We start from the raw sequence: 25,363 nt of genomic DNA, 5'->3' as shown, positions 1-25,363 counted from the left end.
CGCTCGGGTCAGAAGAGCCCGTCCTGCTCGGCCGCGGGAAGCGCGGGCGACAGGTCCCTCCACGGCGCCGGGGTGGACGGCAGTGCCCCCTGCGGTGCGGCCAGCGCCCAGCCGGCCAGCAACCGGGTGTCCACCACGAGCCCGTCGCCGAAGTGCAGGTCCGGTCCGGCCGCCCCGACCAGCACGCCCTCGACCGACCCGCCGGCCGTCATCTCCGTGATCACCCGGGCCGGGACCGGCAGCTCGTCGAGATGGAACAGCCCGGCGTGGTCGGCGACCTCGCAGGCCGTGCGCTCCAGCGATTCGGGCCATCCGGCGAGCGCGGTGGCCCGCGCGTGCAGCTCGGCCACCTCCCGGGCCCGCTCAGCGGCGGGCGGCAGAGCGGCCCGTACGGCGCGCTTGCGGGCGTACGCGATCCGGTCGGGCACCCCGAGCGCGGCCCGCAGCAGCTCCTCGGTGCGGCGGGCCGCCATCAGCGGCCCCCGTCCGAGCCAGCTCCAGGTCACCGCGCCCTGCTCCCGCAGCCGGTCCGGGCCGCGCTCCTCGGCGGTGATCCCGACCTTGACCAGGCCGGGCCCGAACCAGGCGAGGTAGACGCGGTAGGTCCGCGGATCGGCGGCGTTGGTGTCGGCGGCCACCGAGAAGGACCGGTCCAGGCGGGCGCATTCGGGGCACTGGGCGTTGCCCGCGCGACCCGGCACCGCGGCGGCGGTCGGGCACGGGGTCCGCTTCCCGGCCCGCCGGATGCCCAGGCAGCGCCGCTCGCCCCGGCCCTCGAAGGCCAGCCGCTGCCCGGCTTCGAGCACGCTCCTGCGCTCGCCGGACCCCGGCCCGGCGGCCTCGGCGTACCAGCCGATGGAGGGCTGTCCACCGCTCCACCCCATGCCGGTGCACCGCCAGATCACAGCGGGAGCGGCCGCTCGAAGAACGTCTCCAGGACCACGGTCGCCTGGGTGCCGCTCACGCCCTCGATGGCGTAGAGCCGGCGCAGCACGTCCTGGAGCTGCTCGGTGCTCGCCGTGCGGACCTTGACCAGGACCGAGGCGCTGCCCGCGATGATGTGGGCCTCCTGGATCTCGGGGATCGCGGCGAAGGCGGCCCCGGACTCGCCCATCCAGGCGTTGGAGTCGACGTTCACGTAGGCGAGCACCCCGCTGCCGACGGCCGCGGGGTCCACGTCGACGGTCGTCCGCCGGATGACCCCCCGCTCGCGCAGCTTGCGCACGCGCTCGTGGGTGGCCCCGGCCGAGAGCCCGACGGCAGCGCCGAGGGCGGCGTAGGACTGGCCGGCGTCCTCCTGCAACCGCAGGACCAGCGCCCGGTCGATGTCGTCCACGTGTGCTTCCCGCCCCGCCGTCCCGCGGACCCCGGCCGATCCCGGCGATCCTGTACGGGGACGCTATCGCATCCTGCGATAACGCCACCGGGCCAAACCCCATTCGGCCCGCTTCGGCTAGCGAGCGACGAACTGGGTCAGGATCGCCTGGACCTCGTAGATGTCGACGCCCTTGGTGAAGGTCTTCTGCAGCGGCGCCGCGGTCCCCGAGATCCAGATCTTCAGCTCGGCGTCCAGGTCGAAGTGGCCGGCCGTCTCCACGGAGAAGTGCGTGATGCTCCGGTAGGGGACCGAGTGGTACTCCACCTTCTTGCCGGTGATCCCCTGCTTGTCGATCAGCACCAGACGCCGGTCGGTGAAGAGGATCGTGTCGCGTATCAGCAGGTACGCCGCGTGCACCTGCTCCCCGTGCCCCAGCAGCCGCGCGTAGTCCCGCTGCGCCGACACGGGGTCGACCGTGTGCGCGTTCCCGAACAGACCCATGAGGGCCCCCCTCATTCCGGTGACAGGTTCACTGACTGGCTCAGTGCCCGGCTCGCGCCGGGTCCAACGCAAGAGGCCCCCTGGATTTCTCCAGGGGGCCTCTTGGGCTGTGCACTCGGCAGGATTCGAACCTGCAACCTTCTGATCCGTAGTCAGATGCTCTATCCGTTAAGCTACGAGTGCTTGTGCTTCCCGGGGTTTTGCGCCCCGTTGGCCTTGCGAGAACAACAATACATGGACCTCGGCGGGACGCGAAATCCATTAGGCAAACACCTCCTGACCTGCGGAAACGGCCTGGAAGAGGCGATTCCCCGAGAGGTCGGCGCACCTCCCCCGCCGTGGTCCCGCGGGTCCGTGGCGCTTGCGTACCCGGAACGCACCGAAGCCCCGGTCCAAGAGGACCGGGGCTTCGGTGAGGTGCGGAGGCGGAGGGATTTGAACCCTCGATGGGGGGTAAGCCCCAAACCGCATTAGCAGTGCGGCGCCATAGACCGGACTAGGCGACGCCTCCAGCACACCTTCGCGTACGAAGGTGCGTGCAGATGATGACACAGGCGCAGGGCCCCTCACCAATCCGCTCTCACGGTACTAGGCGGCGAGCCCCGAGGGCAAAGCCTTAAGCCGACGAGAAGTGACCGCGCAACGTCGGGGCGAGCGGGTCGTTGGGCAGGCGTACGACGTACGGACGACCTGGAGTGCCCCATGCTGCGTCTCGCCGCCTTCGCCGTCACCACCTCCGCCCTGGCCGCCGCGGCCGCCGGGCCGCTGCCACCGCTGCCCCTGGGACTGCTGGCATCGCCCGACCGGCTCACCGTCGGCGTGTCCTCCAGCGGCAACCCGCGAGCCGACGGGGAGTACCGGCTGGAGTGCGGCACCCCGCCGAGCGGTACGCACCCGCAGGCGGCGAAGGCCTGCGAGCGGCTGGACGAACTCGCCCGGCAGCACAAGGACCCCTTCGCCCCGGTCTCCAAGCGGCAGATCTGCACCTTCCAGGACGGCGGGCCGGCGACCGCGCGGGTGACCGGAACCTGGCACGGGCGCGAGGTCAACGCCCGGTTCGACCGCAGCAACGGCTGCGAGATCAGCCGGTGGAACGAGTTGGAACCTCTGCTTCCGAGTGCGCGTTCCTGACCAGGCAGGATGCGGCCCGGAAGTGGGATATGACCGACTCGGGCACCGCATCCGCCGCCCCGCCGAGGGGAGGTGCCCTTAGACTCCTCCCGTGACATGCCGGTAGTCGTGGTCAGGGAGGAAGCTCGTCGTGAGCAGCAGGCCATCCCGAGGCGCTGCTCGCCTCGCAGCAATACTCGACGCTCTTCCTGACGCACTGTTGCTCGTGAACGCCAACGGCACAGTCGTCAACGCCAATTCGATCGCGCTCGAGGTGCTGGAGAGTCCCGGTACGGGGCTCGTGGGGCGCGGAGTGCTCGACCTCCTGCCCGGATTCGACTCGAAGCTGATCCCGGGTTCCATGCGCCGTCCCGACGAGGACAAGGAACAGCGCGCCACGCCGATGCGGATGGTCGCGCGCCGCACCGACGGCAGCGAGTTCCCGGTCGAGGTCACCAGCGCCAACCTCGACGGCCGCGACGCCTACCGCGACCCGTACCCCGGTTACACGGGCGACGAGCTGCTGATGCTCGTCGTGCGCGACCTGACCGGCACCCTCGACACCGAGGCCGAGCTGGCCCGCTCGCAGCGGCAGACCGAGATGATCCTGCGCGCCGCCGCCGAGGGCGTCGTCGGCACGGACACCGACGGACGCGTGGTGCTGGTCAACCCGGCCGCCGCGCAGATCCTCGGGTACCGCGCCACCGACCTCGGCAACCGCGAACTGCACGGCCTGATCCAGCACTCGCGCGCCGACGGCTCCCCCTTCCCCTTCGACGAGTCCCCGCTCGCCGACACCCTGCGCAGTGGCCGCAAGCACCGGGTGCGCGGGCAGGTGCTGTGGAACAAGAACGGCAAGCCCGTCTCCGTCGACCTGACGACCTCACCGGTGCGTGACGGGGAGCTGCTGGTCGGGGCCGTGATGACCTTCACCGACCGGCGGCCCTACGACGCCCTCGCTGCCCGCCACGCGCAGTTGCTGGCGGTCCTCGGCGACTCCCTGCGGGGGCCGCTGGAGGAACTGCGGGGCGAGCTGGCCACCCTGGCCGCGGACGACGCGGGGCAGCTGTGGCCGGAGGCGAACCAGCTGCTGCACCACCTGGCGGCGGGCTACGCCCGGATGACCACCCTGGTCGACAACGTGCTGGGCTTCCAGCGGCTGGACGCGGGCACCGAGAAGCTCGCGAAGAAGAAGGTGCTGATCGACGGGGTCGTCACGGCCGGTGTCGACGGGGCGGTCGAGCTGATCGGGCCGGGCCGCGCGCAGTTCGCCGTCCACGCCCCGACCATCGAGGCGGAAGTGGACGGCGCCCGGATCTCCACCGCGCTGGCCCACCTGATCGCGGACGTCGCCGGGGTGGACGCCACCGGCAAGACCCCCCAGGGCAGCGGTTACACGGACTCGACGATCGTGGTCGCCGCCGCGCAGCGCGGGGACGTCGTACGGATCGAGGTGCGGGGCCCCTACAGCGGGGGCAACGCGGTGCACGAGCCGATCGTGCGGGGCATCGTGGCCGCGCACGGGGGTGTCCTGCAGACCGTGAAGGTTCCCGGGGCGCCCGGTGGCGCGTTCGTCCTGGAGCTGCCGCTGGGGTCGGGGGCCGGCACGGTGACCCTGCCCGACCCGCCGCCCGAGCCCGCTCCGGCAGAGCCCGCCGGCGGCTCGGACGATGCCAAGAACGCCCAGGACGCCAAGGACGGCCCCGCAGGCCGTCGCGCCCGGCGCGGTGTGGACGCCTTCCTCGACGACGAGGTCCGCCCCGGCCAGGCTCCCGCGGCGGCCTCCGGTTCCGGCGGGAGCGCCCTCGCGCTGCCGTCCGGGCGGCGCCGCGCGGGTGACGCGGCGGAGGCGGCCGATGCTCCCGCGGGCGGCGGTCTGGCCGCGTCCCCGGTGAACCCGGCCGGGCTCGGTACGGGCCGCAGGCGCGGCCGGGCCGGTGACGGCGACAGCGGTGCTCCCGAAGGGGGCGCCGGCGCGGACGGCGGTCCCGAAGGCGCTCCGGCCCGGCGGCCGGTGTCCCCGCAGGGCATGCCCGCCCTGCCGCCCGTTCCCGTACAGGGCCCGCCCGGCGAGGCCCCCGTGGGCCGACGCCGCGCGCTGGGTCCGGCGCAGGGGTCCGCACAGGGTCCCGCGCGAGGGGCCGAGGCGGCGGACCGGCCGCAGCAGCCCGTACCGGCCACCGGTCTGGCACCCGTGGCCCCCGGGCCCGGTACCGGGACCAGCAGCGCCGGGGTCCGGCGCGCGCTCGGCGGCCCGCAGGTCCCCGCTCCCTCCGCTTCCGCTGCCCACGTGCCCGCGGCCGCTCCGGCCGACCCGCCGGTCGAGGCGGAGCCCGAGGGGTCCGGGTCGCCCGAGTCGCCCACCGGCCGGCGCCGCGGCCTGCCGGCCGCCCCCGCCTGGCCGGTACCGGCCGCGCGGACCGCTCCCGAGGAGGAGGACCCGGCAGCCCCGGTGGCGCTGCCCGGCGCCCGGCAGTCCCGGGACACCGCGGCCCCGTCCGCTCCGCAGGCCGCCCAGCCGATCAGCGTGCGCCCGCTCGGCAGCACCCTCGGCCAGGGCATCTCCGTGGATTCCCCTTCGGGCCGCAGGCGCCGACTGTCCGAACCCGCCCCGCAGGGCCGGGCCTTCGCCATAGGAGCACCCGAAGCCGGTTCCGCGGAGGGTCCCGAGCCGCTCGACGGGCCCGGTGGCGCCGTCGAGGTGGTCAACCGGCCCGCACCTCGCCCCATGGACGACGAGCTGCCGCCCGAGCCGCTGGACAACCCGCGGCGGCTGCTGGTCTGGCCCGCCCCGGACGTACAGACCGAGCAGGCGCTGAGCGAGCGCGGCTACCGCCCGGTGATCGTGCATTCTCGCGAGGAGGTGGACGCGCAGATCGCCGCGTTCCCTGCCGCGCTGTTCGTGGACCCGCTGACCGGCCCGATCACCCGGACCGCCCTGCAGTCGCTGCGGCAGGCCGCGGTGGCCGCCGAGGTGCCCGTGCTGGTGACCGCCGGCCTGGGACACGCGACGCGCGAGGCGGCGTACGGCGCGGACCCGGCCGTCCTCCTCAAGGCCCTCGCCCCGCGCGACAGCGAGCAGCACCCCTCCCGCGTCCTGCTGATCGAGCAGCACGACGAGATCGCCACCGCGCTGACCGCCGCCCTGGAACGGCGCGGCATGCAGGTGGCGCGGGCGGACGCCGACACCGACGCGGTGGAGCTGGCCAGCCGGATGCGGCCCAACCTCGTGGTCATGGACCTGATGCAGGTCCGTCGGCGGCGGGCCGGGATCGTGGACTGGCTGCGTGCCAACGGGCAGTTGAACCGGACCCCGCTGGTCGTCTACACGACCGCGGGGATCGAACCGGCCGACCTGCCGGGGCTCGGTTCCGGCGAGAGCGTGCTGTTCCTCGCGGAACGTTCGACCACCGCCGAGGCGCAGGGCCGCATCGTGGACCTGCTGGCCAAGATCGGAACCAATTAGCGACCCTGGTCCGATGGCCATCACCGATACGACCGAACACACCGTTCCCGCGGACAACGGAGAGGTGAGCCTCCTGATCGCCCGGCAGGTGGAGCCGGGCCACGAGGAGGCCTTCGAGGTGTGGGCGCGCGGGATCCTGGAGACCGCGGCGACCTTCCCCGACCACCTGGGGTACGGCTTGTTCCGCCCGGCGACCGAGGGCGGCCCGTGGTTCCTCGTCCACCGCTTCCGCCACCACGCGGCCTTCCAGCGGTGGCAGGACTCGGCGGAGCGCGCCGAATGGTTCGCCAACTGTCACGGCCATCACCACACCGAGATAGCCCGGCGCGAGCTGCACGGCATGGAGACGTGGTTCGCCAAGCCCGGGACGACCCGGCCCGCCCCGCCGCGGTGGAAGATGGCGGTCAGCTCGGGCCTGGCCATCTTCCCGATCTCGCTGCTCGGCAACGCGCTGCTCGGGCCGTACCTGGTCGACCTGCACTTCGTCGTGCGGACGGCCGCCTTCGCCGTCGTCTTCAGCACCCTGATGACCTACGTGGCCATGCCCGCCGTCAGCAAGCTGCTGCGGCCATGGCTCACGCGCGGCTGAACCCGCTGCCCGGGCGGGACCGTCCGGGGTGGCTAGTCGAGCGTGGTGACGTCCAGCGCGCCCTCCGCGTACTGCTTGCGGATCACCTTCTTGTCGAACTTGCCGACGCTCGTCTTCGGCACGGATTCGATGACCGTCCAGCGCTCCGGGAGCTGCCACTTGGCGACGGACCGGGCGAGGAAGGCGCGCAGGCCGGTGTAGTCCACCGTGGCGCCCTCCTTGAGGACGACCGTGGCCAGCGGACGCTCGCCCCACTTTTCGTCGGGGACGGCCACCACCGCCGCCTCGGCGACCTCCGGGTGGGCCATGAGGGCGTTCTCCAGTTCCACGCTGGAGATCCACTCCCCACCCGACTTGATGACGTCCTTGGCCCGGTCCGTCAGCGTCAGGTAGCCGTCCGGGCTGATGACCCCGACGTCACCGGTCTTGAGCCAGCCGTCGGCGCTGAACTTGTCCTCGGGTCGCAGGGGCTCCCCCGCCGCGCCGCCGAAGTAGGCGCCCGCGATCCAGGTGCCGCGCACTTCCAGCTCACCCGCGGATTCGCCGTCCCAGGGCAGCACGTCGCCCGCGGGCCCGACCAGCCGCGGTTCCACGCCGGCCGGGAAGCGGCCCTGGGTGAGGCGGTACGGCCACTCCTCCTCGGCGCTCAGACCGGCCGGCGGGTGGGCCATGGTGCCGAGCGGGGAGGTCTCCGTCATGCCCCAGGCGTGACAGACGCGGACGCCGAGCTTGTCGTACGCCTCCATCAGGGAGGGCGGGCAGGCCGAGCCGCCGATGGTCACCTGCTTCATGGAGGTCAGGTCACGGGGGTTCGCGGTGACCTCGGCCAGCAGTCCCTGCCAGATGGTGGGGACGGCCGCCGCGTGGGTGGGGCGCTCCCGTTCGATCATCTCGGCGAGCGGGGCGGCCTGCAGGAAACGGTCCGGCATCAGCATGTTGATGCCGGTCATGAAGGTGGCGTGCGGCAGGCCCCAGGCGTTGACGTGGAACTGCGGCACCACGACGAGGCTCGTGTCGCGGTCGGTCAGACCCATCGACTCGGTCATGTTGACCTGCATCGAGTGCAGGTAGATGGAGCGGTGGGAGTAGATGACGCCCTTGGGGTCGCCGGTGGTGCCGGAGGTGTAGCACATGGCGGCGGCCTGGCGTTCGTCCAGCTCGGGCCAGTCGAAGGTGTCCGGGCGTCCGGCCAGGAGGTCCTCGTACTCGTGCACGCGGACGTCCAGCCCTTCCAGCACCGAACGGTCGCCGATGCCCGCGACCACGACGTGGTCGATGGTGGGCAGGTGCGGCAGCAGCGGCGCGAGGAGCGGCAGCAGGGTGCCGTTGACCAGGACGACCCGGTCCACGGCGTGGTTCACGATGAAGACCAGCTGCTCCGGCGGGAGCCGCAGGTTGAGCGTGTGCAGGATCGCGCCCATGGAGGGGATGGCGAAGTACGCCTCCACGTGCTCCGCGTTGTTCCACATGAGCGTCGCCACGCGGTCGTCCTGCTGGACGCCCAGCTCGTCCCGCAGGGCGTTGGCCAGGCGGGTGGCACGGACACCGATCTCGGCGAAGCTGCGCCGGTGCGGCTCGGGCTCCCCGGTCCAGGTCGTGACCTGCGACTTCCCGTGGATCGTCATCCCGTGTCGAAGTATGCGGCTGACGAGCAGTGGTACGTCCTGCATGGTGCTCAGCAAAGCGTCCTCCCGGTGGGCGCTGCGGCGCTGCGACGGCTACAGATGCTGCCGATTCTGCTCACGTACCGCTCGGCATGTCACTACCCGGAGGGGGAGACTCGTTGTTTCACGTGAAACATGCCGCGGCTGGGTCTGTTTCACGTGAAACATGCAGCTGTCCGGAGGGCGGCCGAGGCCGGGCGGAGCGAGCGACTCAGCGGACCGGGCTCAGCTCCGGGTCCTCGCGCAGCTTGACCAGAGCGCGGGAGACGGCGCTCTTGACAGTGCCGACGGAAACCCCGAGCAGTTCGGCGGTCTGCGCTTCGCTCAGGTCCTCGTAGTAACGGAGCACGACCATGGCCCGCTGCCGGTCGGGCAGCCGGGTCACCGCACGCCACATCGCATCGTGCAGCGCCTGCGCCTCGGCGGGATCGGCCGCCGGGCTCACGTCCGTCTCCGGCACCTCCTCACAGGCGAACTCGTCCACCTTGCGCTTGCGCCACTGGGAGGTGCGGGTGTTCACGAGGGTCCGGCGGACATAGCCGTCGAGGGCTCGGTGGTCCTCGATCCGGTCCCAGGCGAGGTAGGTCTTGGCGAGGGCCGTCTGCAGCAGGTCCTCGGCGTCGCAGGGGTTGGCGGTCAGCGACCGCGCCGTGCGCATCAGGGATGTCCCGCGGGTCCGCACGTACGACGAGAAGGACGGGTACGACGACGGGTGCGACGACTGGTTCGATGCGTACGTGCACACTGGCGTGGTCATGCCCCCACGCTAAGAGCGGCGGCCGCCCCGGGGATCGCCCGCAGGTGCCGAAGCCGGGTCCCTCTCAGGTTGTAGGACGGGGGTTTCCCCCACCTCCTGAAGGTGGAGGAGGCGGGGGTCGCAGCTCCCCCCGCTAGCCGTCCGTGCCCAGGATCAGACCGGAGGTGGGCACCCCGGTACCGGCCGTGACCAGGGCGTGGGATGCGCCCGCCACCTGGTTGACCGCGCTGCCGCGGAGCTGGCGCACCGCCTCGGCGATGCCGTTCATGCCGTGCAGGTACGCCTCGCCGAGCTGGCCGCCGTGGGTGTTGAGCGGGAGCGTGTCGGCGGCGACGAAATCGGCGGCCTCCCCCGGCTTGCAGAAGCCGAACTCCTCCAGCTGCATCAGCACGAACGGCGTGAAGTGGTCGTAGAGGATGGCGACGTCGATGTCGCAGGGGCGCAGCCCACTGGTGCGCCACAGCTGGCGGGCGACCACGTCCATCTCCGGAAGGCCGGCGAGGTCGTCCCGGTAGAAGCTCGTCATCGCCTCCTGGCGGCGCCCCGCACCCTGGGCCGCGGCCGTGATGACGGCGGGCGCCTGCCGCAGTTCCCGGGCCCGCTCCACGCTGGTGACCACGATCGCCTGGCCACCGTCCGTCTCCTGGCAGCAGTCCAGCAGCCGCAGCGGTTCCACGATCCAGCGGGAGGCGGCGTGATCGGCGAGCGTGATGGGCTTGCCGTGGAACCAGGCGGCCGGGTTGGTCGCGGCGTACCGGCGGCCGGTGACGGCCACGTGCCCGAAGGCCTCGGGGGTCAGCCCGTGGACGTGCAGGTAGCGCTGCGCGGCCATGGCCACCCAGGAGGCCGGGGTGAGCAGGCCCCAGGGCAGGGACCAGCCGAGGGCCGCGCCCTCCGCCGACGGCTCGCGCTGCTGCACTCCGCTGCCGAAGCGGCGGCCGCTGCGCTCGTTGAAGGCGCGGTAGCAGACGACGACCTCGGCGACGCCAGTGGCAACGGCCAGCGCCGCCTGCTGGACGGTGGCGCAAGCGGCCCCGCCGCCGTAGTGGACGCGGGAGAAGAAGGAGAGGTCACCGATCCCGGCGGCCTGGGCGACGGTGATCTCGGGGCTGGTGTCCATCGTGAAGGTGACCATGCCATCGACATCGGCGGGCTTGAGACCCGCGTCGTCGAGCGCAGCATGCACGGCCTCGACGGCGAGCCGCAGTTCGCTGCGGCCGGAGTCCTTGGAGAACTCCGTGGCGCCGATCCCGGCGATGGCGGCGCGGCCCCCGAGGGAATCCCGGGTGCGGACGCTCATGCCGCGGCCCCCTTCCCGGTCGGGGACGGCAGGGTGGCGGTGACCGTACCGGTGACGTGGTGGCCGATGCCGTTGGCGCCGACCACCTTGATCTCGACGGTGTCCTCGGCCACCGCGGTGACCGTACCGGTGAGGGTCATGGTGTCGCCGGGGTAGTTCGGCGCGCCCAGCCGGATCGCCACCTTGCGCAGCACGGCGCCCGGCCCGAGGTGATCGGTGATGTACCGGCCGACCAGCCCGTTGGTCGTCAGGATGTTCATGAAGATGTCCGGAGATCCCTTCTCCCGCGCCAGCGACGCGTCGTGGTGCACGTCCTGGTAGTCGCGGGAGGCGATCGCGCCCGCCACGATCAGCGTGCGCGTGACCGGTATCTCCAGCGGCGGCAGGCGGTCGCCCACCCTCATCCCATCGGCTTCCATCCCTCAGACCTCCCGCGCCAGGACGGCGCCCAGTTCTTCCAGTAGTTCGCTGCCACAGCCGAGGTACGCGTCCAGCTGGCGCCCCCAGAGGAAGTGCCGGTGGACGGGGTGGTCCAGGTCGGCGCCCATACCGCCGTGCAGGTGCTGACCGGCGTGCACGACCCGCTTGCCCGCTTCCGAGGCCCACCAGGCGGCGGTCAGCGCGTGTTCGCGCGCCGGGAGCCCCTGGTCGATCCGCCAGGCCGCCTCGTACGCCGTCACCCGGATGGCCTCGGTGTCCATGTACGCGTCGGCGGCGCGCAGCATGACCGCCTGGTTGGTGGAGAGCGGACGGCCGAACTGCTCGCGTTCGCTCGTGTACGCGACGGCCCGGGCCAGCGACCCCGCGCAGACGCCCGCCTGGAGCCCCGCGAACGCGGTCCGCGCGCCCGCGAGCACGGCCTCGTACGCCCCGCCGGGCCCTTCTTCCGCTCCGGCCACCGGTGGAGCGCCGTCCCCGAGCCGTTCGGCTCGGGCGCTGGTCAGGGTCAGCCGCCCGGCCGACCACGGGGCGGTGGTCTCCTCCCGCGCCGTCCCCGCCCCGGGGGCGTCCGTCCGTACGAGCCACAGCGCCCGGTCGGCGTCCGGGACCAGGACGTGCGTGGCATCGCGCAGCCACGGCACGGCCGGGGCCACCCCGGTGAGGCGGCCGTGCGCGTCCGCCGTGAAGCGGCCGCGTGCCGGGAAGGCCCCGGTGACCACCACGTCACCCGCGCCGAGGGCGGGGAGCAGGCGGGCGCGCTGCTCCTCGCTCCCGTGGGCGGCGACGGCGAGCAGTCCGTACACGCAGGTGGCGGCGAAGGGGACCTGGGCGGTGGTGCGCCCCTGCTCCTCCAGCAGCAGCACCAGGCCCAGCAGCCCGATGTCCTCGACCGCGGTGATCAGCCCGGAGCCCACGAGCGCTTTCCACAGCTCGGCGTCCGTGCCGGTACCCGCGGCAGCGAGGCGCTCATGGGTGGACAGATCGCGGAAGATCCGCGCGGCGAGACCGACGGCGGCGGTCTGCTCCTCGGTGGGCCGGAAGTCCATCAGCCCTCACTCCCCCGGAAGACGGGCAGTTCCAGTTCCTCGTCCACGCGCAGGAACTCCAGTCGGACGGGCATGCCGATGCGGACCTTGTCGTAGGGGAGGCCGGTGATGTTGCTGACCATCCGGACGCCTTCGGCGAGTTCGACGACCGCCACCGCGTAGGGAGGATCGAAGGCGGGGAAGGGCGGGTGGTGCATGACCACGTAGCTGAACACCGTCCCGGCGCCGGACGCCTCGACGGTGTCCCACTCCAGGCAGGCGCAGTCGTTGCAGCCGGGGAGCCAGGGGAAACGCAGGGCCGCGCAGGAGGCGCAGCGCTGGATGAGCAACCGGTGCTCCTTGACTCCGTCCCAGAAGCCCTGGTTGTCGCGGTTGACGACGGGGCGGGGCCGCAGGGCCTTGGCCTTTGCCTTGGCGTCCGTTTGTGCCCGCGACCGGTCCTCCGCTGGCGTGGTGGGCCCGGGGGCGGTGGTGGCGGGGGCGTACTTCAGGATGCGGAAGCGGTGGGTCCCGGCGAGTTCGCCGTCGGCCTGTATGTCCATCCGGGTGGTCACGAAGTACCCGGTGCCCAGTGCGGTGCTCTTGCGCGGGGACACGGACTCGATCACGGCGTCGAAGGTGATGGTGTTCCCGGGGCGCAGGGGCCGCAGGTACTCCTGCTCGCAGTCGGTGGCGACCACGGAGGTGTATCCGGCGCCCTCCAGGAGGACGAACAGCTCGTCGTAGGCGGAGGAGCGGTCGGTGTGGCCGGAGAGCCCGCCCATCGTCCAGGCCTGGAGCATCGTGGGCGGGGCCGTCGCGCCGGGGCCGGTGTACGCGGGGCTGGTGTCGCCCATGGCCTCGCACCAGTGGCGGATCATCGGCTCGTTGACGGGGTCCTTGCCCCGGCCCGAGGTGGCCGCCGCACGGCCTTCGAAGGCTTTCAGCAGCGGGTGCAGCCGGTCTTCCGCGTCGTCGTGGTGCGGGGCCGGGCCCCTGCTCCCGCCCCCTCCCCCGCCCTGGCTCCGTGGTGTCGCGATCACCGCTTCCTCCCCTTCATGCCGAGCCGCATCATGGCGACGATCTCGCGCTGGACCTCGCTCACACCGCCGCCGAAGGTGTTGATCTGGGCCGCCCGGTTCATCCGCTCCAGCTCGCCGCCCGCGAAGGCGTCGGGGCCGCGTACGAGCGCCTCCTCGCCCACCACCTCCTGGCACATCCGGTACACCTCGACGGTCGACTCGGTACCGAGGAACTTCACGCCGCTCGCGTCGCCGGGGGCCAGGCTGCCCTCGCCCACGTCCTGGACGAGGCGCCAGTTCAGGAGGCGTACGGCGGCCAGCCGCGCGTGTGCCTCGGCGAGCCGCGACCGCACCCAGGGGCGGTCGGCCGGGCGATCGCCCGTGGCCGGGTCGGGGGTGCGGGCGTGGGCGAGGGCGGCGTCGTAGAAGTCCTCCGCCTGCATGCCGATGGCGGCGAGGGCGACGCGCTCGTGGTTCAGCTGGTTGGTGATGAGACCCCAGCCGCCGTGCTCGGGGCCGACGAGGTTTCCGGCGGGGACGCGGATGCCGTCGTAGTAGGTGGAGGTGGTCGTCAGTCCGCCGACGGTGTCGATGGGCGTCCACGAGAAGCCCGGGGCGTCGGTGGGGACGAGGATGATGGAGATCCCCTTGTGCTTGGGAGCCTCGGGGTCGGTGCGGCAGGCGAGCCAGATCCAGTCGGCGTGCTGCGCGTTCGACGTGAAGATCTTCTGTCCGTCGATCACCCACTCGCCGGCGTCGTCGTCGCGCACGGCCTTGGTGCGCAGGGAGGCCAGATCGGTGCCGGCCGCGGGCTCGGAGTAGCCGATCGCGAAGACGATCTCTCCCTTGAGGATCCGGGGGAGGAAGAAGTCCTTCTGCTCCTGGGTTCCGTAGCGCATCAGCGTCGGACCGACGGTGTTGAGCGTGACCATGGACACGGGCGCCCCGGCCCGGTAGGCCTCGTCGAAGAAGACGAACTGCTCGTCCGGGCCGCGCCCCTGACCGCCGTACTCGACGTGCCAGCCGAGGCCGAGCAGCCCGTCGGCGCCGATGCGGCGCAGCAGGGCGCGCTGAGCGTCCGGATCCTGAGGGACTCCGTCCGGCATCACGGTCCGGAAGTACGAGCGCAGTTCGGCACGAAGCCGCAACTGCTCTTCGGTCGGGGCGAGGTGCACGGCGCGGGCCTCCCGGCATCACACATCATCGAGGAACCTGACTGTCCGTCAGATTCCCCGCTGATGTCAAGGTCGGGAACGCACCGCGGGACGACCCCCGGCGCGCGCGAGGGCGCCCGCACTACCGGACCCCAGCCGGTCCGGTCGCACGGGCGCCCTCAGCGTTCAGCAGGCCTCTACCACCAGGGGTGGAAGTTGACCGCGACGTTGCTGTTCGACTGATGGATGGCGGTGAAGGCGGAGCCGTTGACCTGTGCGGAGTTGTTCTGGTTGGACGCGCCGGCGCCGGTGGCCATCTGCTGGGTGGTGGCGGAGTTGCCATTGTTGTTCCCGCCGACGCCGCTGCCGATGATGCTGGCGACGCTCGCATTCGATCCGTCGTTCGCGAAGCCGCCGTTGTCGGCCTGCGCCACCCCGCCGAAGAGGGCGAGGGCGAAGGGAAGCGCGGCGACGGTGGCGATGACGCGGGCGGTACGGATGCTTGCCATGTCTTTATCCTCCAGAGAACCCGAAATGGGTGTGTTAACAAGGCAGTTGGCCGACCGCCTCGATCGCTGTGTGGTGACGACGTCGCTGGATCAGAGTTGCCCACCGAATCCCCGGCGAACCACCCCGGAGCCCACGATTCCCCCGCAAGCATGAGCAACATCGGATAAACCCTCTTCGCGCCCCCGGTGCCCCAGCACACAGCAGGCGCACCATCCGTAACTCCCGGCACACAAGGGGCGAATCGTTTCGCCAATTCCACCGGCCCCGGGCATGCCAAAGAGGACCGCTCCGTCCGGGAACCCCACCGTCTCCCGGGTCTGCGGTCCTGCACGCGCGCTCGCGCGCCCCCTGCACGCCCCCGGTGCTCGCCGGGGCAGCCGAGCGGTACGCCCCGTGGGCGCTCTCGCCGGCCTGATGTCCGTCCGAAGTCCGTGCCGAATGCCGTGCCACATCGGGCGGCCTGCTGGAGGCTCTGCCCTACGCCGTTACCCAGGCCTCTGCCGAGGCCCCTGCCCGACCGTGCGCGCTACCGGGCGCACCACCACATCGGGCCCACTGACCACTTGCCTACCGGCTACTGCCTGCTGCCTGCTGCCTGCTACCTGCTACCTGCTACCTGCTACCTGCTACCTGCTAGGCAACTGCCTACCGACCGCTCAATGCTGGCCGCTCAATTGCCAGCCGGTTGGACGGCTTCCGCTCCTCCTGCCCCACGTCAGGCGACGAGCTCCAGCGCATCCAGCGACCGGTCCGACTGGGCGTGGGACGCGGCGGTCGTGGAGCGGCGGCGTACGGAAGGCGTCGAACCGTGGGCCTCGGCACGGATCCGCTGGGCGATGGTCGGCGGCAGCGATCCGCCCCGCATCATCGCCCGCCAGCTCCGCCGCGCCTGCGCCGCCATCGTCCGCGCCACGGATCCGGCCGGGACGGCGGGAGCGGCGGGGGCGGAGACCGAAGCGGCGGCCGGCGCAGCCGCGCTGCCACCGAGCCCCAGGGCTGCGAAGAGCGCCACGAGTGCGGCGAGGACACTGGTCCAGATCGACGTGAAGATGGTGGTGCCGGCCATGACGAACCCCTCATTCCAGGATGTTCCGACGGGTGGATCTGAATACATTCGTCATGATGTGACCGCAACCGCAGCGCGTCCGACACCCGCGCCGATCTTCCGACAAACACCACTCGGTCGGCCCATCACCACTTGCGGAACCCCGTCGGCACCCGCACCGGAACCCCCACCACACGCACAACGGCCCCTGACCGGAAGTCCGGTCAGGGGCCGTTCACCTGCGGTGGGTGTGGGATTTGAACCCACGGTGACATCGCTGCCACGACGGTTTTCAAGACCGTTCCCTTAGGCCGCTCGGGCAACCCACCTGGCGCGTACAGAGTACCGGCCGGGTGGGGCGGGTGGAGGCCGTGGGCGCGGATCGATCAAGCGCCGCGCGCCGGGGCTACATCGTGAGCAGCACGCCCGCGTACGAGACCCCCGCCACCACCACCCAGGCGCTGAGCCCCAGCACCGCGGCCCGGCCGCCGGTCCGGGCCAGGGTCGGCAGGTGGACGGCGCTCCCCAGGCCGAACAGCGCGGCGGCCAGCAGGGCTTCCTGGGCCACGTGCGCCCCCTCCAGCGCGGCGCCGGGCAGGATGCCGGTGGCGCGCAGCGCGGCCGCGGCCAGGAATCCCACGACGAAGAGCGGGACCGGGGTCGTGCGCCGACCCGAGGCGGTCCGCACCCCGCGCCGCCGGGCCCGTAGCGAGAAGGCCACGGCCGCCACCAGCGGGGCCAGCAGGGCCACGCGCATCAGCTTGACGAGCACGGCCTCCCCGAGGGCGTCCGGCCCGGCGGTCTGGGCGGTGGCCACGACCTGGCCGACGTCGTGCACGCCGGCCCCCACCCAGCGGCCGAACTCCGGGTCGGTGAGGCCCAGCGGCCCCTGGAGCAGCGGGAGTATCGCGATCGCGAGGGTTCCACACAGGGTGACGAGCGCGACCGAGGCGGCCACGTCCTCCTCGTCGCTGCCGGAGACCTCGCTGACCGCGCCGATAGCCGAGGCCCCGCAGATCGAGTAGCCGGTCGCGATCAGCAGCGGCTGGTCGCCGCGCAGCCCGAGCCGCCGGCCCAGCCACAGCGTGCCCAGGAAGGTCGCCGCGACCACGGCGACCACCATCGCCACCGTGGCCCAGCCCAGCCCCAGCACGTCGTCCAGACCGAGCCCCAGACCCAGCAGGACGATGCCGATCCGCATCAGCCGCCGTCCGGCGAGCGACAGGCCCGGCCGGGCGGTGCCGCGGACGAAGGTCCGTGCCCGGGGGAGATGGGCGGCGGCAATGCCGAGCACCACGGAAGCGGTGAGCCAGGGCACGGCCGGCAGGATCCGGTGCACGCCCCACGCGATCGCCGCCCCGGCCACGGCGGTCGCCAACCCGGGCCAGGGGGTGGATGTTTCACGTGAAACAGGCCGGACCGCTCCGGCGCGCTGCGCGGGCCGGTTCAGCAGCGCCATCAGTCGATGGGGAGCGTGTAGACGCGGCGGACGCTGCTGCCCAGCCGGGCCACGTCGGCGCCGTAGACGTGCAGGGATATCGCCTTGGTGCGACAGGAGTTGCGCACCTTGTGGATGTCGCCGGGAGGGGCGAAGCCGCAGACGTCGCCCGGGCCGTTGACCACCTTCTCCGTCGCCACCAGTCGGGCACCCCGACTTCCCGTCGCCGGGACGAGCCGGTAACGCAGTTCGCTTTCCTCGCCCTCGTGCACCCCGGCCACGCACCAGGAGACGTGATCGTGGATGGTCGTCTCCTGCCCGGGCAGCCACACCAGCGCCACCACCGAGAAACTGCCGTCCGGCTCCGCGTGCAGGACGTGCTGCCGGTACCGGTCCGGGTGCCCCTCGCACTGCTCCGGCGTGAGCAGGTCGGGCGTCCCCAGCTGGGGCGCGACGCGCTCACCGACGAGGTAGGCGGTGAGGTCGGGGGCCAGCCCCCGGTCCACGACCGTACGGATCTCAGCGACGAGGGCGGCCATCCTCGCGGTGGTACGGGCCGGCGTGGTGGTGGTCATACCGGCAGCGTCCGCCAGCCGATTCATCACGTCCAACGACAGTTTTTACCCGAAATCCCAAGGCGCGCTTATGAATGGGGGAGTGGAGCGGGCGGTGCGGGGCAGCGGGCCGCCGGGCCGGTCAGCAGCCGACGCGGTTGGCGGCGACGCGCTTCAGTTCGTCCAAGACGGCGACCGTCGCCGGTATGCGCAGGTGGTCCCGGTAGACGTAGGCCGCTATGTGGCGGCGGGCCACCGGCGCCAGGGGCCGTCCGCACACCTTGTTCAGGGAGAGCGACGGCAGTACCAGCGCGGGCATCATGGCGACCCCGAGCCCCTGGGCCACCAGGCTCTGCACGACCAGGTTGTCATCGGTGGAGAACCGGATGTCGGGAACGAACCCCAGCTCGGCGCACTCGTGCAGCAGGTTGGCCCGGCAGCGCGGACAGCCCGCTATCCACCGCTCCTCGGCCAGGTCGGCCAGGTGCACGGCCCGGCGCCGGGCCAGCGGATGGCCGGTCGGCAGCAGGACCGTCAGCTGGTCCTCCAGCAGCCTGACCTCGGCCACCTCCTCCGGGACCTCCTCGTGCAGCCCGGGGTAGGTGAAGGCCAGCGTGATGTCGCACTCCCCCCGCTCCAGCCTGCGCAGCGAGTCGGGCGGCTCGCCCTCCAGCAGCTCGACCTGGACCCCGGGATGGTCCTTGGCCAGCCCGCACAAGGCCTCGGGGACCAGAGTGGCGTTGGCGCTGGGAAATCCGCACAGCCGCACCCTCCCCGCGCGCAGCCGGGCGTAGGCCTTCATCTGCGCCTCGGCGGCGGAGAGGCAGCCGAGGATCGATTCCGCGTGCCGGACCAGGGAGTTCCCCGCCTCGGTGAGCTGCATGCGGCGACCCACCCGGGTGAACAGAGGGGTGCCGACGGCTCTTTCGAGGGCCTTCATCTGCTGGGTGATCGCGGGTTGCGTATAGCCCAGGACGCGGGCGGCCGCCGAGTACGACCCGGAGGCGACCACCTCGTGAAAAGTCCGTATGTGCCGCGAATCGAACACGTCCGAAGCATAAGCGGATGTTGGGAGGAGGCGCGGACGGAATTCCGCCCCCGCCCCCTCCCGACGGGACTACTTGTCGCCCACCCGCGATCCGAGCGTGATGTCGACCGTGGTCGCCTTGCCGCCGCGCAGGTACGTCAGCTTCACCGTGTCGCCGGGCTTGTACGTCCAGATCTCACTGATGAGCGTCGGGCCGCTGTCGATCGGCTTGTCACCGAACTGGGTGATCACGTCGCCGGGCTTGAGGCCGGCCTTGCCCGCCGGACCGGCCGGGTCGACCAGCTCGTTGGCGGAGGCCCCCTGCTCGGAGATCTTGGCGCCGTCCGTCTTGGACTGGAGGTCCACCGAGACGCCGATCACCGGGTAGGTCGGCTTGCCCGTCTTGATGAGCTGCTGGGCGACGTTCTTCGCCTGGTTGATCGGGATGGCGAAACCGAGGCCGATCGAACCGGCCTGGCCGCCGCCGAAGCCGCCGTTGCCCGCCGACTGGATGGCGGAGTTGATGCCGATGACCGCGCCGCGTCCGTCCAGCAGCGGACCGCCGGAGTTGCCCGGGTTGATCGAGGCGTCCGTCTGGAGGGCGCTCATGTAGGAGTTCTTGTTGCCCGCGCCGTCGCCGGAGGCCACCGGGCGGTTCTTGGCGCTGACGATGCCGGTGGTCACGGTGTTCGACAGGCCGAAGGGGGCGCCGATCGCGATGGTCGTGTCTCCCACCGCGACCTTGTCCGAGTCGCCGAGCGCGAGCGGGACGAGCCCCGCGGGCGGGTTCTTCAGCTTCAGCACGGCCACGTCGTAGCCCTGGGCGCGGCCCACGACCTCGGCGTCGTACTTCTTGCCGTTGGAGAAGGTGGCGGAGAGCTTGCCGCCGTTGGCGGCGGAGGCCACCACGTGGTTGTTGGTGAGGATGTGCCCCTGCTCGTCGTAGACGAAGCCGGTGCCCGTGCCGCCCTCGCCATCGCCGCCCTGAGCCTCGATGGTGACCACGCTGGGCAGCGCCTTGGCGGCCAGGCCCGCGATCGAGCCGGGCTCGCGCTTGAGGTCCTTGGGCGTCTCGCCGGAGGAGCTGACCGTGGTGGAGCCGGCGCCGTCGAGGCCGCCGTCGGCGAGCTTGTAACCGATGCCGCCGCCCACCCCGCCGGCGAGCAGGGCGGCCGCCAGCACGGCCGCGATCAGGCCACCCCGGCCCTTCGACTTGGGCTGCGGAGCGCCGCCGAGCGGGGGAGCGCCCCAGACACCGGCGCCGTTGCCACCACCATGGCCCGTGGCTGCGTACCCCGCGGCGGTCGGCGGGGGCGGCGGCCAGGCCCCGGCGCCGTGTGCGGCAGGGGGAGCGGCGGGTGCGCCGTACGGGTCCCCGGACGCGGCGGTCACGGGGGCCGCGGGAGCGGTCCCGTACGGGTCCGCGGGGGGAGTCGGCGGCAGCTGCGCGTCGGCCGCCGGGGTCGTCGGCAACTGCTGGGTCGCGTGCTCGCCCGGCACGGGCCCGGTGGCGTACCCCTGATCGGCGGCGGCCGGGGTCTTGCCCATGTCCACGGGGGGCGCGTCCACGGGGCGCGGATCCGCCGGAGCCGCGTCCGCCGGAGCCGCGTCCGCCGGAGCCACGGGCCCGGGGGTCGGCGCGGCCACCGGCACGGGAGGTGCGGACGGGGCCGCGGGGGGCGTCGGGGCCGCGGTGCCCTCGTTCTCGGTGCTCACAGCGCTCTCTCCTCGTCACACACGGCTTGCTGGATCTCGGACGGTACATCCGGCGGACCATCGGTCCGGGTGAACGTTCGAGCAGTCATACAAGTTCCTGGGCAAAGCCTTTACCATCAACCGTCAGAGCACTGTAAGCCGGACCTGTGCGTCCCGCCCCCATCCTTTATCCCGGGCATTTCGGACGCATCTCCAAGGTCCCGCCCGGCGCCGGGGTTGCGCGCGGTGGCACCATGACCCGGTGACCCACGCAACGCCGCGCCCCATCCAGGTCGTCGCCCACCGCGGCGCCTCGGAAGACGCTCCCGAGCACACCCTGGCCGCCTACCGCAAAGCCGTCGAGGACGGAGCCGACGCCCTCGAATGCGACGTCCGGCTCACCGCCGACGGGCATCTCGTGCTGGTGCACGACCGGCGCGTGAACCGCACGTCCAACGGCCGCGGCGCGGTCTCGGCCCTGGAACTGGCCCACCTCACCGCGCTCGACTTCGGCTCCTGGAAGGACCGCGACGAGTCCCCCGACTGGGACGCCGGCGCCGGCGCCGCCGGCGAGTACGGCAAGGAGCCCGATCCGGAGCGCACCTCCGTCCTCACCCTGGAGCGGCTGCTGGAGCTGGTCGCGGACGCCGGGCGGCCGGTACAGCTCGCGATCGAGACGAAGCACCCGACCCGCTGGGCCGGACAGGTGGAGGAGCGGCTGCTGTTCCTCCTCAAGCGCTTCGGGCTGGATTCGCCGCCGGCCGAGGGCCCGCACCCGGTGCGGATCATGAGCTTCTCGGCCCGCTCGCTGCACCGCGTCCGCGCGGCCGCCCCGACGATCCCGACCGTGTACCTGATGCAGTTCGTCTCGCCGCGGATGCGGGACGGACGGCTGCCCGCCGGGGTGCGGATCGCGGGGCCGGGGATGCGGATCGTCCGCAACCACCCCGGCTTCATCCGCAAACTGCAGGCCGCGGGCCACTCCGTGCACGTGTGGACGGTGAACGAACCCGAAGACGTTCAGCTCTGCGCTGATCTGGGTGTGGAAGCGATCATTACGAACCGCCCCCGCCAAGTTCTGTCCCAACTTGGGCGCTGACGTCCCTATTTGCTCACCCGTCACCCCTTCACCTCTCGTCACAGGGTGTGCCCCGGCGCATCCGGTCCGCATTCGGTCGTCATGAATGCGTCAGGGGGCTTCGCCGCGGCGGTTTCCGGTCCAGGCCAAGGGGGCATCCAGACCTTGGCGTGGGGCTAAGGAGGTTCCGGGGGTGGCGTTGGTGGTGGCACAGGAGGTGCCCACGTCGTCGTGCATGGCCGTACCCCATGGCCCTGCGGGCGTGGGTACGGCGAGGCATCGCATGCGTGAGCAATTGCGTATCGGCGGAGTGCCCGATTCAGTCGTGGACGATGCCGTCCTGATCCTTTCCGAACTGCTCAGCAACGCCTGCCGGCACGGCAGGCCCCTGGGCGCGCGGGAGATCGGCGACGGGGAGATACGTGCCGCGTGGCGCGTCGACAAGGCGGGGCGGCTGACGGTCGAGGTCACGGACGGGGGCGGCCCCACCCGCCCCGTTCCGGCCACGCCCTCGGTCACCGCGCGCGGCGGCCGCGGGCTGAACATCATCAGCGCCCTGGCCCAGGACTGGGGCGTCCGGGACGGCGCGGGCGGCGAGGTCACCGTATGGGTGACGGTCGCGTGCGGGCCCCGGCACGACGATTTCGCTACGCGCGTCGCTGCGCCCGCGATCGACTTCACCGGGCCCTTCGACGATCTGGATCCCTGAACTCTGGTTCCCGACGCGGAGACCGGCCGCGGCAGGGGTCCGGCCACGAACGGTCGGCGGCCGTCCGGGAGCGCACGCCGACCTCGCTCCCGGCCGCACCCACCCGGTTGCGGCGGTACGAACGGCTAGGCTCGCGCCGTCACGTAACGACGCACCGCCGCAACCGGGAGACACCCACGATGGCCAAGAAGCGCCCCGCAGCGAAGACTGCAAAGCCGCAGCTCAAGGACGGGGAGATCCCCGTGGTGGGCGCCCGCGAGCCCTGCCCCTGCGGATCCGGGCGCCGCTACAAGGCCTGCCACGGCGCCGCCGCCTCGCACGCCGTCACCGAACTGGTGCAGCGCCCCTTCGAGGGACTGCCCTCCGAATGCGACTGGGTGGCACTGCGCGAACTGGTGCCAGCCGCCACCATCCCGCTCACCCTCAAGGGCGGCCTGCCCGAGGGCGTCCCGTCCGTCACGCTGGTGACCGTGCTGCCCATGGCGTGGCCCGCCCTGCGCCGCGAGGACGGTTCCGTCCTGCTCGGCCTGCAGAACGAGTCGTCCAGCGGCAACCTCTCCCGGGACCTGGCGGACACCCTGGAACGCGCGCTCGTCGCGGAACCGGGTAATCCGGTTCCGGCCCGCCGCGTTCCCGCCGAAGGGCCCCGGCTCCAGGACCTCCTGGACGCGGACGGCGTTTTCGAGCCGGTTGTCCACAGCGGTTTCGAATTCTGGATTCCGGATGCGGAGAGCGCCCAGGCCGCTTCTCCGGAGATCGCCGCCTCGCTGGAGCGCGCCAACGCGGCCGCCATTCCGACCGTCAAGCTCACCGGCGTCGACGCGGCCTACTGGTGCGAGACCCCGGAGAAGAACCACCTGCGCTGGGTCATGCCGCACCCCGAGGAGCAGCTGCTCGACGCACTGGCGCGGCTGACCGCGGCGGGCGAGTCGACCCTCGGCGAGGGCACCAAGCTCGTCGGGTCCTTCCGCGCGCACGGCCTGATGGTCCCGGTGTGGGACCTGCCCGTCGGCGTCACCGCCGACCAGGTGGAGGAGCCGGCGGCCCGCCTCGCCGAGCGCCTCGCCAAGGCCCTGACCACGGACGCGCCGCTGACGACGGAGGAGCGCCGGGCGCGTGGCGGGCTCACCAACCGCCAGGTGACCCTCAGCTGAACCGGGGCCGGCCCCGCGGCCCGGCGGTGGACCCGGCAGCGGGTCCGCCGACGGGCCGTCAGCGTTCCGCCGACCCTCCGGAGCGGCCTCCCGCGGGCGCTCCGGGGGGCCGCCCCGGGCGGTGACCGGAGTCACAACTCCCGCTAATCGTCTGCAAATCGCTGTCTGAATATCAGAGATCGAATTTGCGAACAGGCGATCTCTTGTTACCGTTCTTGTAGCCCGGTCGCTGGTGCATCCCCCGTCGCCAGCGACCGGGCCCTTGTGTTTCCGGTGGTACTAACCGCCGCTCGGTCCCGGTGAGTTGCTCCCGGACCGCAGGAGCAGGGGCCCTTCAGTATCCGGAACTGCAAACTCCGCTACTGCCGTGTACCGGTCCGCCGGACCCAGGGACTTCTCGTGCGGGGTCTCGCACAGCCCCGGCTCATCACCCGCTCCGATCGCGCAGCGGATCTGCACCGTCCGGCCCGCCGGCCCCATCAGGGTCAGTACGGATTCCAGGACGCGCCCGCTCGTGTTGCGGTAGTAACTGCGCCCCCAGCTCTGCCCCTCGCCGGTCAGCACGCACGTCTGCGCCTCGACCCCCTGGGGAGAGGAGAGTTCGGGCCCGCAGTGCGCGTCCGTACGGGGCTGCTCGGGCGGACCGGGTGGCGCGACCCGCACCGCGGAAGGCCTGCCGGAAGGCTCCGACAGACCCAACGTGGTGAGCAGTCCACCGCCCTTTGCGTCGTCCCGAGCGGTGAAGTCCGGTCCGGCGATCGCACCCGCGAGCGGAAGCGTCAAGATGATCAGCACACCGGCACCGATACCGATCAGGCGGAGATTCATTCGCCGAAGATAGCGATGCGGGAATGCGGCACGGAGATCCCCGCGCCCAATTCCCGTGGAAACCGGCGTCGGTGGCACCCGTTCGAGTGATCCGGCGAACCGATGGAGTGAAGGGCGAGCGCGCGACGTACGGACGGCCGGTGGACGGGTGCCGGAGCTGCGAACGCCCGGCGCACGCAGCCCGGACCGGCGAACGCCCCGCGGGCGCCCGTCAGTACGCCAGTCGGCTGCCGCCGCCCGGGGCTCCGGTGCTCGCCTCCACCAGCGCGTCCACGACCGCCTCGATCTCCGGCAGCCAGGGCGGCCCGTCCTGCGCCGAGGGCTCCCTTTCCCAGCGCACCTGCCCCCCGCAGGACGCGGCGGAGGGCGGCAGGAGCAGGTAGCCGCCCTCGCCGTGGAAGCGCAGTGACGAGGGCACGTGGTCCTTGGCGTACAGGAGTTCACCGAGCCGCTCCAGCGAGTACGGCGCCACCAGCAGCGACCAGCGAGTCGGCGTCGCGACCACCGGGCCCAGCCGCATGCCGCGCTGATCGAGGCGGACCAGCGCCCGCGCGGCCGCCGTGGCCGGCAGGCTCACCGCGCAGGGAGCGTGCCCGCCGGTGGCCAGGAGCAGCGGCGCGGCGGGCCGGTTGGTCCACCACCAGCCCACCATGCGCGGGTCGGTCGTGGCCGCGAGGAGGCCCGGGTCGAAAGGATGCGCACCGGGAACGACGCAGTCCGGATCGGGGCAGGCGCAGCGCGCGCTGTCCGGGGCCACCCGGCCCACCCCGGGCAGGACGGGCCACCGCCAGGCGGTGGCGCACATCAATGCGGCGTCGAGGGGCCCGGGGTGGAGGGCGGCGGGACCCGGCCGGGACGCGGCTCGCGAGCCGAGCCGGAGGGACTGGAGGGGCCGAAGGGCCGGGAGGGTCGGGAGAGACCAGAGAGACGGCAGGGGCCGGAGGGACTGGAGGGAGCTGCGGAGCCGCTGGAGACGCC

24 protein-coding genes and 3 tRNA genes are annotated in these 25,363 nt (G+C 72.4%); 6 read left to right on the top strand and 21 right to left on the bottom strand.

Translation table 11 applies throughout. The annotated features are described in order from the left end of the window. Positions 1 to 8: 8 nt before the first annotated feature. From ABZY31_RS01310 to ABZY31_RS01290, 5 genes are all read right to left on the bottom strand, one after another. The gene (locus tag ABZY31_RS01310) at positions 9 to 884 is read right to left on the bottom strand and encodes a DUF2797 domain-containing protein (RefSeq protein ID WP_356403413.1); all 876 of its coding nucleotides are present in this window, start codon (positions 882 to 884) and stop codon (positions 9 to 11) included. A 17-nt stretch (positions 885 to 901) separates the two neighbouring features. Then, positions 902 to 1,336, bottom strand: coding sequence for an Lrp/AsnC family transcriptional regulator (locus tag ABZY31_RS01305; RefSeq protein WP_356403410.1), 435 nt, complete (start codon positions 1,334 to 1,336; stop codon positions 902 to 904). 117 nt (positions 1,337 to 1,453) lie between these two features. After that, on the bottom strand, positions 1,454 to 1,819 hold the full coding sequence (locus tag ABZY31_RS01300; protein ID WP_356403407.1) for a PH domain-containing protein: 366 nt from the start codon (positions 1,817 to 1,819) through the stop codon (positions 1,454 to 1,456). Positions 1,820 to 1,929: 110 nt separating this feature from the next. Beyond that, a tRNA-Arg gene (locus ABZY31_RS01295) sits at positions 1,930 to 2,002 on the bottom strand. Between the two features lie 237 nt (positions 2,003 to 2,239). Next, a tRNA-Ser gene (locus ABZY31_RS01290) sits at positions 2,240 to 2,330 on the bottom strand. A 191-nt stretch (positions 2,331 to 2,521) separates the two neighbouring features. On the opposite strand from ABZY31_RS01290, the gene ABZY31_RS01285 reads away from it, so the two are divergent. The 3 genes from ABZY31_RS01285 to ABZY31_RS01275 all read left to right on the top strand — a co-directional run bounded on the left by ABZY31_RS01285 (position 2,522) and on the right by ABZY31_RS01275 (position 6,984). After that, positions 2,522 to 2,950 (top strand): SSI family serine proteinase inhibitor, encoded by a 429-nt coding sequence (locus tag ABZY31_RS01285; RefSeq protein ID WP_356403404.1) that lies wholly within the window; start codon positions 2,522 to 2,524, stop codon positions 2,948 to 2,950. A 130-nt stretch (positions 2,951 to 3,080) separates the two neighbouring features. After that, positions 3,081 to 6,395: a PAS domain-containing protein gene (locus ABZY31_RS01280; protein ID WP_356403401.1), complete on the top strand. Its 3,315-nt coding sequence runs from the start codon at positions 3,081 to 3,083 to the stop codon at positions 6,393 to 6,395. 13 nt (positions 6,396 to 6,408) lie between these two features. After that, positions 6,409 to 6,984, top strand: a complete 576-nt coding sequence (locus tag ABZY31_RS01275) for an antibiotic biosynthesis monooxygenase (RefSeq protein ID WP_356403398.1) — start codon at positions 6,409 to 6,411, stop codon at positions 6,982 to 6,984. Between the two features lie 32 nt (positions 6,985 to 7,016). Here the strand turns inward: ABZY31_RS01275 and ABZY31_RS01270 are convergent, their stop codons facing one another. The 14 genes from ABZY31_RS01270 to ABZY31_RS01205 all read right to left on the bottom strand — a co-directional run bounded on the left by ABZY31_RS01270 (position 7,017) and on the right by ABZY31_RS01205 (position 20,637). Further along, the gene (locus ABZY31_RS01270; protein ID WP_356403395.1) at positions 7,017 to 8,666 is read right to left on the bottom strand and encodes a long-chain fatty acid--CoA ligase; all 1,650 of its coding nucleotides are present in this window, start codon (positions 8,664 to 8,666) and stop codon (positions 7,017 to 7,019) included. A 193-nt stretch (positions 8,667 to 8,859) separates the two neighbouring features. Next, the gene (locus ABZY31_RS01265; RefSeq protein ID WP_356403392.1) at positions 8,860 to 9,405 is read right to left on the bottom strand and encodes a SigE family RNA polymerase sigma factor; all 546 of its coding nucleotides are present in this window, start codon (positions 9,403 to 9,405) and stop codon (positions 8,860 to 8,862) included. Positions 9,406 to 9,538: 133 nt separating this feature from the next. Beyond that, the gene (locus ABZY31_RS01260) at positions 9,539 to 10,705 is read right to left on the bottom strand and encodes a lipid-transfer protein (RefSeq protein ID WP_356403389.1); all 1,167 of its coding nucleotides are present in this window, start codon (positions 10,703 to 10,705) and stop codon (positions 9,539 to 9,541) included. Further along, positions 10,702 to 11,109 (bottom strand): MaoC family dehydratase, encoded by a 408-nt coding sequence (locus tag ABZY31_RS01255; RefSeq protein ID WP_356403386.1) that lies wholly within the window; start codon positions 11,107 to 11,109, stop codon positions 10,702 to 10,704. Before ABZY31_RS01255 ends, ABZY31_RS01260 begins: the two co-directional genes overlap by 4 nt. An 18-nt stretch (positions 11,110 to 11,127) precedes the next feature. Then, positions 11,128 to 12,192 (bottom strand): acyl-CoA dehydrogenase family protein, encoded by a 1,065-nt coding sequence (locus tag ABZY31_RS01250; protein ID WP_356403384.1) that lies wholly within the window; start codon positions 12,190 to 12,192, stop codon positions 11,128 to 11,130. After that, positions 12,192 to 13,130: a bifunctional MaoC family dehydratase N-terminal/OB-fold nucleic acid binding domain-containing protein gene (locus tag ABZY31_RS01245; RefSeq protein WP_356403693.1), complete on the bottom strand. Its 939-nt coding sequence runs from the start codon at positions 13,128 to 13,130 to the stop codon at positions 12,192 to 12,194. The genes ABZY31_RS01250 and ABZY31_RS01245 overlap by 1 nt, the downstream gene beginning before the upstream one ends. An 80-nt stretch (positions 13,131 to 13,210) precedes the next feature. Further along, entirely contained in the window at positions 13,211 to 14,368 is a 1,158-nt protein-coding gene (locus tag ABZY31_RS01240) for an acyl-CoA dehydrogenase family protein (RefSeq protein ID WP_356403381.1), read from the bottom strand. 176 nt (positions 14,369 to 14,544) lie between these two features. Then, positions 14,545 to 14,856 (bottom strand): hypothetical protein, encoded by a 312-nt coding sequence (locus ABZY31_RS01235; protein WP_356403378.1) that lies wholly within the window; start codon positions 14,854 to 14,856, stop codon positions 14,545 to 14,547. A gap of 716 nt (positions 14,857 to 15,572) precedes the next feature. Next, positions 15,573 to 15,923 (bottom strand): DUF6344 domain-containing protein, encoded by a 351-nt coding sequence (locus ABZY31_RS01230; RefSeq protein ID WP_356403375.1) that lies wholly within the window; start codon positions 15,921 to 15,923, stop codon positions 15,573 to 15,575. 221 nt (positions 15,924 to 16,144) lie between these two features. After that, positions 16,145 to 16,231, bottom strand: a tRNA-Ser gene (locus ABZY31_RS01225). A 77-nt stretch (positions 16,232 to 16,308) separates the two neighbouring features. Continuing rightward, positions 16,309 to 17,361: a putative sulfate exporter family transporter gene (locus tag ABZY31_RS01220; RefSeq protein WP_356403372.1), complete on the bottom strand. Its 1,053-nt coding sequence runs from the start codon at positions 17,359 to 17,361 to the stop codon at positions 16,309 to 16,311. Next, entirely contained in the window at positions 17,361 to 17,915 is a 555-nt protein-coding gene (locus ABZY31_RS01215) for a cysteine dioxygenase family protein (protein ID WP_356403370.1), read from the bottom strand. Before ABZY31_RS01215 ends, ABZY31_RS01220 begins: the two co-directional genes overlap by 1 nt. A gap of 121 nt (positions 17,916 to 18,036) precedes the next feature. Then, entirely contained in the window at positions 18,037 to 18,942 is a 906-nt protein-coding gene (locus ABZY31_RS01210; protein ID WP_356403367.1) for a LysR substrate-binding domain-containing protein, read from the bottom strand. Positions 18,943 to 19,011: 69 nt separating this feature from the next. Next, positions 19,012 to 20,637, bottom strand: coding sequence for a trypsin-like peptidase domain-containing protein (locus tag ABZY31_RS01205; protein ID WP_356403364.1), 1,626 nt, complete (start codon positions 20,635 to 20,637; stop codon positions 19,012 to 19,014). Between the two features lie 241 nt (positions 20,638 to 20,878). On the opposite strand from ABZY31_RS01205, the gene ABZY31_RS01200 reads away from it, so the two are divergent. From ABZY31_RS01200 to ABZY31_RS01190, 3 genes are all read left to right on the top strand, one after another. Beyond that, on the top strand, positions 20,879 to 21,715 hold the full coding sequence (locus ABZY31_RS01200) for a glycerophosphodiester phosphodiesterase (RefSeq protein ID WP_356403361.1): 837 nt from the start codon (positions 20,879 to 20,881) through the stop codon (positions 21,713 to 21,715). A gap of 85 nt (positions 21,716 to 21,800) precedes the next feature. Continuing rightward, on the top strand, positions 21,801 to 22,403 hold the full coding sequence (locus ABZY31_RS01195; protein ID WP_356403358.1) for an ATP-binding protein: 603 nt from the start codon (positions 21,801 to 21,803) through the stop codon (positions 22,401 to 22,403). A gap of 179 nt (positions 22,404 to 22,582) precedes the next feature. Next, positions 22,583 to 23,557 (top strand): DUF5926 family protein, encoded by a 975-nt coding sequence (locus ABZY31_RS01190; protein WP_356403355.1) that lies wholly within the window; start codon positions 22,583 to 22,585, stop codon positions 23,555 to 23,557. 279 nt (positions 23,558 to 23,836) lie between these two features. On the opposite strand, the gene ABZY31_RS01185 is transcribed toward ABZY31_RS01190, so the two are convergent. Continuing rightward, the gene (locus tag ABZY31_RS01185) at positions 23,837 to 24,385 is read right to left on the bottom strand and encodes a hypothetical protein (RefSeq protein WP_356403352.1); all 549 of its coding nucleotides are present in this window, start codon (positions 24,383 to 24,385) and stop codon (positions 23,837 to 23,839) included. 211 nt (positions 24,386 to 24,596) lie between these two features. After that, entirely contained in the window at positions 24,597 to 25,190 is a 594-nt protein-coding gene (locus tag ABZY31_RS01180) for a bifunctional DNA primase/polymerase (RefSeq protein ID WP_356403349.1), read from the bottom strand. Positions 25,191 to 25,363: the final 173 nt, after the last annotated feature.

Source organism: Streptomyces sp. NPDC006529 (genome assembly GCF_040611795.1).
Lineage (GTDB): Bacteria > Actinomycetota > Actinomycetes > Streptomycetales > Streptomycetaceae > Streptomyces.
This window is presented reverse-complemented; position numbering and strand designations above follow the sequence as displayed.